The sequence below is a fragment of the Actinosynnema sp. NPDC050436 genome, from assembly GCF_040655415.1.
Taxonomy (GTDB): Bacteria; Actinomycetota; Actinomycetes; order Mycobacteriales; family Pseudonocardiaceae; genus Actinosynnema.
Genome location: NZ_JBFAJV010000022.1, coordinates 20,986 through 35,222, shown reverse-complemented (window position 1 = coordinate 35,222; position 14,237 = coordinate 20,986). Strand labels below are relative to the sequence as shown.

The following is a 14,237-nucleotide window of genomic DNA, read 5'->3' as shown; positions in this document are numbered from 1 at the left end:
CCTAGACCGCAGGGATTAGCCGCTCCAGCACCGTCGTGTAGGTCTCCGCGAGCAGTCGCACCGTGCCCTGCGGGTAGACCTCCGTGGCGTACCTGATCGACGCGTGCAGGCCGTCGCGGCGGCGTTCCAGCGCCAACGTCAACTCGAAGTCGGCGTAGCCGGTGTCCACCTCGACCGCCTCGATCTCCACCCCCGCCGCGACCGGCAGCGCCGCCGCCGCCTCCAGCAGGTCGAAGGTCACTGCAGGCGCCTCGGCCGGCGGTGGGGCCTGCTGGTGGTCGCTCGCCTCCGCCACCGCGTCGCGGACCGCGCGCACCACCGCGCCGAACCCGCCGTCGCGCGGGAGCACCACCCGGATCGGGGCGGTGGTGACGAAGTGGCCGACCACGTCCGCCGACCCGTCCACCACGCGGTTGGCCAGCGGCACGCCCACCACGACGTCGTGCTGGCCGGTCAGCTCGCCCAGCGCCGTCACGAACGCCGCCAGCAGCACGTGGTGCGGCGTGGCGTTCTGCTCGCGCGCCAGGGTCGCCACGCGCTCGGCCGCGTTCGGCGGCAACTCCAGCGGGTACCGCGCTCCCGGTCCCGGTGCCCTGCCCGGCCGACGTCCGGGCAGCGCCGGCGCGGACGCGCCCGCGATCCGGCCCGCCCAGTACCGGGTGGACCGCGCGCACTCCGCGTCGCCGAGCCAGTCGCGCTGCCGGGCGGCGTAGTCGACGTAGCGCAGCGGCACCGGCGCGAGTTCTCCGTCCGCGACGTCACCGAGCACCAGCAGGTCCCGGGCCAGCACGCCGCGCGACGCCCCGTCCCACAGCAGCGGGTGCAGGGTGATGACCAGGAGGTGGTCGAACTCGCCCAGCCGCACCAGGGTCACCCGGGCCGGCGGTCCGTCGGCGGGATCGAACTCCCGGCGCACCTCCTCCGCCAGGATCTGCTGCGCCTCCTGCTCGCCGGACGCCTCGACCACGGTGAACCGGGGCCGCGCGGTCGGGTCGACGACCTGGACGGGTTCGGGCCCGGACGTGTCGAGCACGGTGCGCAACGCCTCGTGCCGCTCCGCCAGCCGGTCCACGGCGCCCCGGATCACCTCGGCGTCCAGCCAGCCCGTGATACGCGCGGCCAGCGGCTTGTTGACCGTGGCACCCAGTTCCCACAAGCGCTGCTGCTGCCAGGTCAACGGCGCGCTCATCACCCCCGAGGCCGCCTCTTCGCCGACCGCCGCCACGCCCAGCGTGGCGAGGTGCTCGGCCAGCTGTGCCACGGACGGTCCCTCGAACAGCGCTTTGAGCGGCACGCGGACGCCGAAGCGCTCGGTGATCCGGGACTGGAGCTTGGCCAGCTGCAACGAGTTCCCGCCGAGTTGGAAGAAGCTGTCGTGCGGTCCCACCCGGTGCACGCCCAGGATCTCCGCGAACACCTCCTCACCCAGTTCGCGCTCGATACCGCCGAGAGAGCCGGCGACCGGCACCACGCCGGGATCGGCGGGGTCGGCAGGATCGGCGGAGTCGGCCAGGTCCGCCAGCGCGTCCGCCGGGTCGGGCAGCGCCGCGCGGTCCACCTTGCCGCTGGGGCTCAACGGGAACCGCTCCAGCGGCACGACGACCTGGGGCAGCAGGTAGGCGGGCAGCCGCGCGCCGAGCCAGGTCCGCACGTCGACGGCGAACCGCCCGGTGGTCCGCTCGGTGCGGACGTAGGCGATCAGTTGCTTGGTGCCGCCGGATGGTTGGTGGACCGCCGCCACGGCGTGCTGCACCTCCGGGTGGCCCTTCAACGCCTCCTCGATCTCGCCCAGCTCGATGCGCAGGCCGCGGATCTTGACCTGCTGGTCGGCGCGGCCCAGGAACTCCAGCGTGCCGTCGGACTGGTAGCGGGCCAGGTCACCGGTCCGGTAGAGCCGGTCCCCCGGCCGCCGGCCGAAGGCGGCGGGGACGAACCGCTCGGCGGTCATCCCCGGCTTGCCCAGGTAGCCGCGCGCCACGCCGGCACCGCCGATGTGCAGCTCGCCGGCCGCGCCGACGGGCACCGGGGCACCGTCCCGGTCCAGCAGGTACACCTCGTGGTTGGGCATGGGCCGGCCGATCGGAGGCATCCGGCTGTACGGGCGATCCAGCTCCATCAAGGTCATCATCACGGTGGCCTCGGTGGGACCGTAGCCGTTGATGAGCCTGCGGTGCGGGCGCTGCCACCGGGTCGCCAGCTCACCGCCGAACGCCTCGCAGCCGATGAACTGCACGCGCAGTGAGGGCACCCCGTCCGGCGGGAGCAGTTCGAGCACCGCGGGCGGGATGTCGAACGCGGTGACCTGTTCGCGGACCATCAACGCGGTCAGCGCGGTCGGGTCGAGGAGGGTCTCCCGGTCGGGGACGACCAGCCGCGCGCCGGAGCACAGGGCCGCGAACACCTCCAGCACCGAGACGTCGAACGACAGGGTCGCGTACTGGAGGACGGCGTCGCCGAAGCCGAGGCCGATGTCCTCCAGCGTCGAGGTGATCATGTTCACGGCGGCGTGGTGGGTGATCATCACGCCTTTCGGTTTGCCGGTGGAACCCGAGGTGTGGATGACGTAGGCCAGGCAGTCCGGGGTCGCCGGGGTGTCCGGCACGCCGGCCGCGGAGCCGTCCCCGTGCGGTTCGTCGAGCCGGACGACCGGGCCGGGCCAACCGTCCAGCGCGCCGACCAGGTCGCCGGTCGTCACCACGGCAGCCACGCCCGCATCGGCCACGATCCCGGCGATCCGCTCGGGCGGGTGCCCGGGGTCCAGCGGCACGTACCCGCCGCCCGCCTTCAGCACGCCCAGCACGCCGACCGGCAGCAGCGCGGTGCGGTCCAGCAGCAGCCCGACCGGGCTGTCCGGCCCGACGCCGTGCGCGCGCAGCGCCCCGGCCAACCGGGCGGCCCGGCGGTCCAGCTCGCGGTAGGTGAGCTGGCCGTCCGGCGCGGACACCGCGACGGCGGAGGGGCGTTCGGCCACCCGGTCCGCGATGAGGTCGTGCAGGCGGCGGCGCGGGCGTTCCCGGCCGGTGTCGTTCCAGTGCACCAGCACCTGTTCCCGCTCTTCGGGCGGCATCAGCGGCAGTTCCGACAACCGCCGGTCCGGGTCGGCGGCGATGCCTGCCAGCAGGGTGCGCAGGTGTCCGGTCATCCGGTCGCGGGTGGCCGGCCCGAACAGGTCGCTGTCGTACTGCACGCGGCCGGTCAGCTCGCCCTCGTACTCGCGCAGGTCGACGGTGATGTCGAACTTGGCCACGCCGTTGTCGATCTCGACGGGAGCGAGCCGGAAGCCGTCGAACTCCAGCGCTCGCGGTGGGCTGTTCTGCACCGCGACCATGACCTGGAACAGGGGGTTGCGGGAGGTGTCGCGGTCGGGTTGCAGCTCGTCCACCAGCCGCTCGAACGGCAGTTCCTGGTGCTCGTACGCGGTGAGGGCCACGGCGCGGACCCGACCGAGCAGGGTCCGGAAGGTCGGGTCCCCGCCCAGGTCGGTCCGCAGCACCAGCGTGTTGACGAAGCAGCCGACGAGCTCCTCTGTCGCGGGCACGGTGCGGCCCGCCACCGGCGACCCGACCAGGATGTCCCGTTGCCCGGAGTAGCGACCCAGCAGGACGTTCACCGCCGCGAGCACGGTCATGAACAGCGTGGCGCCCTCGGCGCGGGCCAGTTCCTTGAGCGCGGTGGTGACCTCCTGCGAAACCGTCAGCCGGTGCGTCGCGGCGATGAACCGCTGGGTGGTGGGACGGGGGGCGTCGGTGGGCAGTTCCAGCACGGTGGGCGCGCCCGCGAGCCGCGTGCGCCAGTGCGTGAGCAGGTCGTCGACGGCAGTGCCGGACAGCCGTTCCCGTTGCCAGGCCGCGTAGTCGGCGTACTGGATGGGCAGTGGCGGCGCGGTGGGCGGGCGGCCTCGGGACAGAGCCAGGTAGTTGGTGCCGATCTCGCGGATCAGCACGTCGTCGGACCAGCCGTCGGACACGATGTGGTGGGTCGTGTGCAGCAGGATGTGCTCCTGCTCGGCCACCCGGAAGAGCCTCGTGGCGAACAGCGGCCCGGTCTCCAGGTCGAACGGCGCGTTGCGGACCGCCGAGGCGCGGCGCAGCGCCTCGGCCTCCGGGTCGGGCTCGCCGCGCAGGTCGGACACCTCGACCCCGACCGGCACGTCGGGGTCGACCACCTGCCTGGGCTGCCCGTCGACGGTGGTGAACCGGGACCGCAGCACCTCGTGCCGCGCGACGACCGCGCGCAGGGCTTGCTCCAGCAGGGTCACGTCCAGCGGGCCGGTGAGGCGGGCCGCCAGCGGGATGGTGTTGTAGGCGTTGCCGGGGCCGAGGAACTGGTCGAGCACCCACAGCCGTTCCTGGGCGAACGACAGCACGGCCGGGCCGCCCGAGGCCCGGCGCGGGATGGCGGGCGCGGCCGGGGCGGCGCGGCCCCGGCGCCACCGGCGCAGCAACTCCGCCCGCGCCGGGGAGAGCCGTGCGGCGGTGTCCTGGTCGTCTGCGGTCACCTGGTGTCCTTCCGGTCCGCGTGCGCGGCCAACGACGTCAGCCGGTCGTCGTCGAAGACCACCCGGATCGGCAGGTCGGTGCCGAGGCGGGTGTTGACCCTGGTGGTCATCCGGGCGGCGAGCAGCGAATCGCCGCCGAGGTCGAAGAAGCGCGCCGACCGGGTCACCGCCGTGAGCCCGAGCAGTTCCCGCCACACCTCGGCGATCTCGGTCTCGGCGCCGGGCCGGGGCGGCTCGCCGTCGTCGCCGTCGAGCCCGTGCACGGGGACGCGGGCGAGGGCGGCGCGGTCGAGCTTGCCCGCCGAGGTGCGCGGCATGGCGGTGACGACCGCGAACACCGAGGGCACCATGTAGTCGGGCAGTCGTCGGCGCAGGGCCGCGCGCAGCCGCCCCGGGTCCACCTCGCCGTCGCCGACGGGGCGGAGGTAGCCGACCAGACGGGTGTGCGGCGAGGTCACGACCAGGGCGGCGGCCTCGGCGACGCCGTCCACGGCGCGCAACGCCGCCTCGACCTCGCCCAGTTCGACCCGGTGGCCCCGGATCTTGACCTGGTCGTCGCGCCGGCCCGCCATCCGCAGACCGTGCGGGGTCCACCGGCCGCGATCGCCGGTGAGGTAGCGGCGGGAACCGGGCGGGCCGGCCGGGTCCGGGCGGTAGGCCGCGGCGGTCGGCCCGGGTCGGTCGAGGTAGCCGCGCGAGACGCCGACCCCGCCGGCCACGACCTCGCCGGGCGTCCCGCCCGGGTTCGGTCCCGGCCCGGGACCCACGACCTCGATCGTGGTGCCGGGCAGCGGGCGGCCGACGGTGACCAGGTCGTCGGTCAGGGTGGTCCAGGTGGAGCAGAAGCTGTCTTCGGTGGTGCCGTAGAGGTTGACCGCCCGCTCGCTCGCCAGGTCGCGGGCCCGGGCCGCGAGCGGCGCGGGCAGCGGTTCGCCGCCCAGGCCGATGGTGCGCACCGTCTCCGGCCAGCCGCCCAGGTCGAGGACGGTGGTCAGGCTGGACGGCACGGCGGTGACCGTGGCTATCCGGGCGCGGTCGGGCAGTTGCGGCAGTTCCAGGACGTTCTCCGCGAGCACGGCCGTGCCGCCGGCGGCGAGGGGGGCGAGCAGCTCGAACAACGACAGGTCGAAGCTCAGCGACGTCGCCGCGAGCACCCCGGACAGCTCCCCGTCGGTGAACGAGGTCCGCGCCCACAGGATGCGGGCCAGCGCTCCCCGGTGGGTGACCGCGACCCCCTTCGGCTTGCCGGTGGAGCCCGAGGTGTAGAGCACGTAGGCGAGCTGCCGGTCGTCCACCGCTGGTGGCGGCACGGCCCCGCGCGGGGCTTCGGCCACGACTTCGTCCACGGTGGCGAGCGGCACGTCCCAGGTGTCGAGCCAGGTCTTGGTCTCGGGGTCGCACAGCACCAGTCGCACGTCGGCGTCGGCCAGCACCTCGGCCCGCCGCTCGGCGGGGTCGGTGAGCCGCACCGGCAGGTAGGCCGCGCCGGCCGCGAGGACGCCCAGCAGGGCCACGACCACGGACGGCGTGCGCTCGTGGCAGAGGGCGACGCGGTCTTCCGCGCCGATCCCGCGTTGCCGCAGGCCGACCGCGAGGCGGTTGACCCGGGTGGCGAGCGCGCCGTAGCTCAACGCGCCCGCGCGGGAGGTGATGGCGATCGCGTCCGGGGTGCGGGCGGCCTGGGCCAGGACGACCTCGTGCAGGAACCGCACGCCCAGGTCCGGCAGCGGGCCGCCGTCACCCCACGCCAGCAGCTGGGCGCGTTCGCCGGCGTCGGTGAGGTCGTGGTCGGCGACGACGGTGTCCGGGTCCGCCGCGACGGCGGCGGCGAGGCGGGTGAACCGGGTGGCCACGCCCCGCGCGGTGGACTCGTCGAACAGGGTGGCGTCGTACTCGAAGGCCAGGTCGGGTTCGGCACCTCCGCCGAGCAGGACGCTCAGGTCGAACTTGGCGGTGGGGTTGTCCAGCGGCTCCAGCTCGCAGTCCACGCCGGCCAGCGGCAGTGCGACGCCGGCGGGCTGGTCGGCGACGGCGACCTGGAACAGCGGGCTGCCGCCGGCCCCGCCGGCGGCGGCCAGGTCGCGCACCACGCGGGCGAACGGCACGTCCTGGTGGACGACGGCGTCGCGCACCTGTTTCCCGAAGTGGCGCAGCAGTTCCCGGAACGTGGGGCGCCCGGTGAGGTCGGCGCGCAGCACGACCGTGTTGGCGACACAGCCGAACAGCTCGGACTCGGCGGCCGTCGTACGACCCGCCACCGGGATGCCCAGACCGAACTCCTGCTGCCCGCTCTGGACCGCGAGCACCTCCGACAGCACGGCGGTGAACGCGGCGAACCGGGTCGTGCCCTCGTGGGCGCACAGCGCGTCGAGCGCGGCCGTGGTGCCGGCCGGCAGCGTGGCGCGGACGACGGCGGCGGTCTTGGGCGTACCCGCTCGGCGGTCCCGGTCGGTGGGCAGGTGCAGGTCGGGCAGGTCCGCGAGGCGCTCGCGCCACCAGGCGAGCCCTCCCCCGTGGTCATCGGTCCACCGCCGGCGCTGCCCTGCCGCCCAATCGGTGAAGGAGGGCGCGGGGTCGAGAGGACCGTCCGACGTGTAGGCCAGGCCGATGTCGCGGGCAAGCAGTTCCAGCGACCAGCCATCGCAGATGATGTGGTGTGCGGCGAAGACCAGCCGGTGCACGTCCGGGGCGGTCCGCAGCAGACGTGCCCGCCACAGCGGTCCGCCGGTCAGGTCGAACGGGGTGCGCGCGATCTCGTGGGCGGTCGCGGACGCCGTGTGCTCGTCCGCTTCGGACACGGGGAGCGCGACCGGTCCGGCCGGCAGGACGACCTGGCGCGGCTCGCCTTCGTCGGTGGCGAACCGGGTGCGCAGCCCCTCGTGCCGGGCGACGAGCGCGGTGAACGCGCGTTCCAGCCGTGCGGTGTCCAGCGCGCCGCGCAGCCGCAGCACGCCCGCCACCGTGTAGGAGGTGTCGGTCGGGTCGATCGACTGGATCAACCAGAACCGCTCCTGGGTCGGCGACAGCGGCCCCGGGCCGGTCGTCGCCGCCTCGGGCGGCCCGGCCTGGGTTGCGGCATCGCCGGCGGCGACGTGCTCGGCCAGGCCCGCGATCGTGGGCCGGGCGAACAGCCGGTCCAGCGGCACCCGGACGCCCGTGCGGCCTTCCAGCGCGGCCAGCAGCCGCATCGCCAGCAGCGAGTGCCCGCCCCGCGCGAAGAAGTCCGCGTCCGGGTCCTGCTCGACGACGCCCAGCGCGGCCGACCAGACCTCCGCGACGACCTGCTCCGCCGGTGTCATCGCGCGGGTGGCGGGCGCGGGCGGTGCAGGCAGTGGGACGAGGTCGAGCGCGGCGCGGTCGAGCTTGTCGCTCGCGGTCCTGGGCAGCCGGTCGACCCGGACGCACTGGCGCGGCACCAGGGCGGCGGGCAGTTCGCGGCTCGCGTGTCGCCGGACCTCCTCCTCCGTGGCCTCGCCCGCGAAGTAGGCGACGAGGGCGGCGTCGGACCGGCCGGCGCGCACCACCCGGACTGCGGTCTCCCGGACCCCCGGGCACGTCCCGACGACGAACTCGATCTCGGCAGGCTCGATCCGCACGCCGCGCAGCTTGACCTGGCGGTCGGCACGGCCGAGGAACAACAGGTCGCCCTCGTGGTTGCGGCGCACCCGGTCACCGGTGCGGTAGACGCGCGCCCCGTCGGGGCCGGGGACGAAGCGCTGGGCGGTCAGGCCCGGCGCGCCCAGGTAGCCGCGCGCCAACTTCGGGCCGGCCAGCAGCAGTTCACCGGGTGCCGCCGTGCCGACGAACCGGCCCGTCCCGGTCACGACGTGCGCGGTGCAGCCGGGCAGCGGGCGGCCGATCGGGACCGCGCCCGCGGTGGCCGGGTCGATCTCGGCGGTGGTGGAGTAGGTGGTGTCCTCGGCGGGGCCGTAGAGGTTGACCACCCGGTCGACACCTGCGCCGGCGAGGTCGCGGACGAGCGGCAGCGGCAGCGGCTCACCCGCGAGGTTGGCGGTGCGCACGCCTGCGGGCAGGCCGTGGGCGAGCAGTTCGGCGGCCACCGACGGGACGGTGTTGATCAACGTGACGTGGTCGCGCTCGCGCAGCCGGGGGAGGTCGAGGGTGTGCTCGGCGAGGACCACGGTGCCGCCCGCCCCGAGCGTGCCGAGCAGTTCGAACACCGACAGGTCGAACACCACCGGGGTGCCCGCCAGCACCGCCGAGAGCTCGTGGGGCGAGTACGCCCGCAGTGCCCACTCGACCAGCGCGGCGAGGCCGCCCCGGGTCAACGCCACGCTCTTGGGGTGCCCGGTGGAGCCGGAGGTGAACAGCACGTGGGCGAGTTGGTCGGGGTGCACGAGCTGGTTGCCGGGGACCGTCGGCGGGTGCGGGCCGTCGACCGGCAGCACCGGCACGCCGGGTGGCGGCGCGAAGTCGGCGGTGGCGATCACGACTGCGGGCCCGGTCTGCTCCAGCAACGCCGTGCGCCGGGCCTCGGGCAGGGCGGGGTCCAACGGGAAGTAGGCGCCGCCGGCCTGGAGCACGGCCAGCACGGCGACCAGGAGGTCGGGCGTGCGCGGCAGCGCGATGCCGACCCGCGACTCCGGGCGCACGCCGGCACCGAGCAGTCGCTGCGCCAGGCCGCCGGCCGCCGCCAGAAGTCCCCGGTAGCTCAGCACGTGCTCGCCCTGCCGCACCGCTATCGCGTCGGGCCGGTCCCGGGCGACGGCGGCGATCCGGTCCACGACGTCGACCGGGTCGCCGACCGCGACCGGCCCGGTGATCGGCGTGGGATGCGTCGCGCCGACCAACTCGTCCACGTGGACGCCCGGATCGGCCACCACGGCGCGCAACGCCGCGATGTACTCGTCGAGCAGCGATGCCCCGGTGGGGTCGGCGAACACGTCGCGGGCGTACTTCACCACGACGGCCGTCCCCTGGGCGCCGAGGGCGACCTCCAGGGTCACGTCGACCGGCGAGTCCGGGGGCGGCAGCGGCAGCGTGCGCAGCACCAGCGTCCCGAGGTCGAAGGACGCGCCGCCCAGCCCCAGCGCGAGTTCCGCAGTCCCGTGCGGCGCGAAACCGGGCGGCTGGTGCAGCACGAACAGCGAGTCGAACAGCGGGTTTCGCCCGTCGGGCCGGGACGCGCCGGTCTCCTCCACCACGGCGCTGAACGGTGCCCCTTGGTGGTCCAGCGCGGCCAGCACCGCGTCGTGGACCCGCGCCGCCAGCTCGGCGAACGGCAGGTCGCCGGCCACCTCGGTGCGCAGCGGCAGCGGGTTGGCCAGGAACCCGACGACCGCGCGGGATCCGGGGCGGGTCCGGTTGGAGGCCGGTGCCCCGACAGTGATCGGAGCCGTCGCCGCGCCGGCCGGGTCGTGGTTGCGCAGCACGGCCTTCCACGCTGCCAGCAGCAGGCTGAACGGGCTCACGCCGAGTCGGGCGGCGAGGTCGTGCACCGCGTCGGCGGGCAGGTCGGACAGCCTCCGCGAAACCAGGCCCGTCGCCGATGCCGCACCTGCGGTCAGGGTCCGGTCGGTGGGCAGCGCGGGCACCGGGTGCTCGGTTCCGAGCGCGTCCCGCCACCACCGCCGCGACCGCGCCAGGTCCGCCACGTCGGGCGGTGGGAGGGCCGGGACGGGCGGGAGGTCGGGCCGCGTGCCGGAGGTCACCGCCCGGTGGGCGGTGTCGAACTCGGCCAGCAGCAACGAGGCGGACCACAGGTCGATCGCCGCGTGGTGCGCGGTGAGCACCAGCAGGTCGCCGTCCGGCCGGCGCAGCACAACCGCGCGCAGCAACGGTCGCGTCGCCAGGTCGAACGGGGTCAGGGCCTCCTGGCGCAGGCGGTCGTCCACGTCGGACTCGCTCCAGGCGGAGGACTCCACGACGGCGACCCGGAGTTCGGTCGACGGGAGCAGCCGCCCGGTGGGGACGCCGCCCGCCACGACCACTGCGGTGCGCAGCGCCGGATGCCGTTCGGCGAGCAGCCGCAGCGTGGCCTCCAGCACGGGCACGTCGATCCGCTCCCGCGCGCGGAATGCCCGGGACAGCACGTTGACCGTGGTGCCGCGGTGCACTTGCTCCTGGTACCAGGCGGCGTTCTGGGCAGCAGTGAGCACGGCGGCCTCCACTGCGACGGACCCCGTGTCGACGGCACCGGCCCCGATGGTGTCCGTGTCGACGGAGCCCGGGTAGGTGCCGGCGGCCGGGTCGGCGACCAGGTCGGCGAGGAGTTCGGCCAGTTCGTCCAGCGACCCCGCCCCGGCCAGGGCCGCCGCCGGCAGCCGCACACCGAGGCGGTGCGCGAGGTCGCCCTGCAACTGGGCGAGCAGCAGCGAGTCGATCCCGGCTTCGACCGTCGACCGGGAGGGGTCCACGCGGTGCGCGGGCACGCCGGTCGCCGTGGCCAGCCACGCGCGCAGGGCCGCCAGCAGCGCGGCCACCCGCTCTCCCCGGTCCAGCGCGCGCACCGACCGCGCGGTGAGCATCGGCGGCAGCGCCGCGCCGTCGCCGCCGGCCGCCGCCCGGTCCTCGACCAGCAGGCGCAGCGCGCCGCCGAGGTAACCGGCCTTGGTCGCGCCCCGACGCACCTTGCCGCTGGTGGTGCGGGGCAGCCCGCCCCGTCGGATCAACGCCACGGACGCCGGGTTGACCCCCGTGGCGGCGGTGACGGCGGCGCGGACGGTCCCGGCGAGCGCCGCACGGCTCTCGTCGGTGTCGTCGCGGCCGGTGGCGACCTCGACCACGACGACGAGGCGTTCGCCGTCCGCCGTGTCCACGCCGAAGGCCGCGACGGACGTACCGCGCAGGTCCGCCGCAGCGGCCCGGACCGCCTCCTCCACGTCCTCGGGGAACAGGTTGCGGCCACGGATGATCACGGAGTCCTTGCGCCTGCCGTGCACGCACAACGCACCGTCGACGAAGAGGCCGAGGTCGCCGGTGCGCAGCCAGCCGTCCGCCGTGAACGCCTGGTGGGTGGCCTCCGGCCGGTTCCAGTAGCCCGAGGTGACGCTGCCGCCGCGCACGAGCACCTCGCCGGTCCGGCCGGGCGGCACGTCGGCGCCGGTCTCCGGGTCCACGACGCGGACCTGCTGCCCGCCCAGCGCTGTGCCGCACCCGGCCAGTTCGACGCCCTCGTCGGGGTGTCGGGCGGTCGTGAGCCCCTGGCCGCGCCGGCCGCCGGACACGATCAGCGTCGACTCGGCCAGGCCGTAGCACGGGTACAGCGCCTCGGGCCGGAACCCGGCGGGCGCGAACGCCTCGGCGAAGCGGCGCAGCGTGGCCGGGCGCACCGGTTCCGAACCCGTGAATGCGACCTGCCACCGGGACAGGTCGAGCGCGGCGCGCTGGGCCGGGGTGGTGCGGTCCACGCACATGTCGAAGGCGAAGTTGGGGCCGCCGGACACCGTCGCCCCGTGCTCGGCGACGGCTTCCGGCCAGGCGAGCGGGCGGCGGGCGAACGCCTGCGGGGACATCAGGGTCGCGGGGACCCCGGCCCACAGCGGTTCGAGGATTCCGCCGATCAGCCCCATGTCGTGGTAGGGCGGCAACCACACCAGGACGCGGTCGTCCGGGCCGATGGACATGCCGTCGCGGATGGCGTCGAGGTTGTGCGCGAGGTTGGCGTGCGTGACCACCACGCCCTTGGGCGTCCCGGTCGACCCGGACGTGTACTGGAGGAAGGCGACGCCGTCGACCGGGTCGGGACCCGGGTGGTCGGCGGTGTCCAGTTCCACCAGGCCGTCCTCGGTCAGCGCGGCGGCGGCGGCGCAGTCGACCGCCAGCGGGTGCCGGGACAGGCCGGTGGTCGCGGTGCGCAGGCCCGCGCGGGGTTGCAGCGGCACGGCCACGACCCGCGCGGACAGGCAGGCCAGGAACGCCGTGACGTAGTCGAGCCCGGGTTGCAGCGCCAGCACGACGCGCGCGCCGGGCCCGAACGGGGTGAACGTCGCGGCGGTGTCCGCCACTGCCTGCGCCAGCCGGCTGTAGGTGATCGTGGAGACGTCGGCGGGCACGGTGTCGGACAGGTGCCGGTAGGCCACGTCGTCAGGACGGCGTTCGGCGAGTTCGCGCAGTCGGGTGATGAGCGGTGACCGGTCGTCGTGTGGTGTCATCCCGGCGCCCGCCTACTTCACCAGCGCCGCGGCGGCGGCCTCCAGCCGCTGCACCGCCTCGCGGTGGTCGGCGGTGAACCTGCGCACCCGGTCCCGGAGCTGGTCCGCGACCGCCACGCCGGCGGTGGAACCGTGCGCGCCCAGGATGCGCAGCGGCGTCCAGTGGTTGGCCAGCCGGTCGACCTGGCGTCCGACCTGCGCCAGCGGGTCGCAGTCGAACCGCTTGCCCGCCCCGCGCAGGAAGTCCGCGTGCAGCGCCGCCGCCGACTGGGCGGCCCAGCCCGCCGTGTAGAGCTCGGCGAGCGCGGGGCCCGCCTTCTCCGCGTCCTCGGCGCGGTCGCAGACGTCCGCCAGCCAGGAGGTCAACCCGGCCAGCCCGGACCACCCGGCGTCCGGGTCGGGGTCGGTGAAGCCGCGCGCGTTGGCGGTGACGATCTCGGCAGCCCGCTCCCGGTCCAGCTCCGGGAACGGCCCGGTCACGGTGACCTCGATCCAGCGGCCCCGGATGCCCGAGCCCGCGAAGAAGTAGTCCCGGGTGTCGGGGCGCGAGTCGTTGGCCGAGGACCTGGCGCGCCGGAAGTCCGCGAGCGCCACCGGGCCCGAGTACTGCGGGGGCGTCGACTCCAGCAGGTAGACCTCGTCGGCCTCGTCGTCGAAGCCCCACACCACCATCAGGTGGGCGGCGTGCACGTCCCCGTAGGCCGGTCGGATCGGCATGTGGAAGTTGTCCACCGCGACGATCGCGGGCCGGCCGTCGATGATCGAGGCCCGGATGTCCTGCCACGAGGACTCCACGTCCTGCGGCTCGTGCCAGACCGCCCGCACCGGGTGGTGCGGCAGGAGGTTCTCGCCGAGCGTGGGCCGGGGCGCGGGGTAGTAGAACTCCTCGGCGGCCACCGGACCGGGCGCGTGGTGGAACTCCCAGGCCGCGCCCAGGACCTCGACCGGGTCGCGGCCCTGGCGCAGCAGCAGCGTGCCGAAGCAGTCCTGCAGGCAGCTGCACAGGTCGTGGAACCAGAAACGGACGTCGTCCAGCAGGACCCTCATGTCAGCGCCACCCCATCGACACGGCGGTCATCGCGAAGACGTGGATCGCGATGTTGTGCGGGAGCCTCAGGTAGGCCAGCGGCTGCTGGCGTGGCACCGCCAGCCGCTGCTGCCAGATGCGCGGTCCGATGCCCTGCTGCACGTGGCGGGGGAAGTGGATGCGGGTGCACGGCACCGCTTCGAGTTCGCCGAAGTGCGACGGGGCGGCGGCCCAGAAGTCCGAGACGCGCAGCCACTCGTCGTCGACCTCGCCGTTGGCGTAGTGCAGGTGCACGACGTCCTCGGCGCGGCGTTCGGAGCAGGCCAGCAGGTAGATCCAGTCGTAGCGCCCGGCCGGCAGGTCGACCCGCTGGCCCTCGCAGCGCACGTTGTCCGGCCGTCCCGGCCCGGTCTCCGGGAAAAGGAACGGCACTCCGGTGTGCCGGAACAACCCCGCCGCCGGCAGTTCGGCGGCGGGCAGCGAGTTCTTCCAGACATTCAGCGCGCCGCTGCCGAGGTCGGTTTCGTCGGTGGCCCCCGTGTTGTTGAGCAGGGGTCCCAGATCAATCGGCACAGCCTGCGCGGTGCCCGCGATGGAA

At 75.0% G+C, this 14,237-nt stretch carries 4 protein-coding genes; all 4 read right to left on the bottom strand.

Translation table 11 applies throughout. The annotated features are described in order from the left end of the window. Position 1: 1 nt before the first annotated feature. From AB0I60_RS34560 to AB0I60_RS34545, 4 genes are read right to left on the bottom strand one after another with little or no spacing between them, the layout of a single operon-like run. Complete coding sequence (locus AB0I60_RS34560; protein WP_360737690.1) at positions 2 to 4,498, bottom strand: amino acid adenylation domain-containing protein; 4,497 nt, start codon at positions 4,496 to 4,498, stop codon at positions 2 to 4. Beyond that, positions 4,495 to 12,612 (bottom strand): amino acid adenylation domain-containing protein, encoded by an 8,118-nt coding sequence (locus AB0I60_RS34555; protein ID WP_360737687.1) that lies wholly within the window; start codon positions 12,610 to 12,612, stop codon positions 4,495 to 4,497. The genes AB0I60_RS34560 and AB0I60_RS34555 overlap by 4 nt, the downstream gene beginning before the upstream one ends. A gap of 12 nt (positions 12,613 to 12,624) precedes the next feature. After that, positions 12,625 to 13,659, bottom strand: coding sequence for a BtrH N-terminal domain-containing protein (locus AB0I60_RS34550; RefSeq protein WP_360737684.1), 1,035 nt, complete (start codon positions 13,657 to 13,659; stop codon positions 12,625 to 12,627). 1 nt (position 13,660) lies between these two features. Continuing rightward, entirely contained in the window at positions 13,661 to 14,212 is a 552-nt protein-coding gene (locus tag AB0I60_RS34545; RefSeq protein ID WP_360737681.1) for a hypothetical protein, read from the bottom strand. Positions 14,213 to 14,237: the final 25 nt, after the last annotated feature.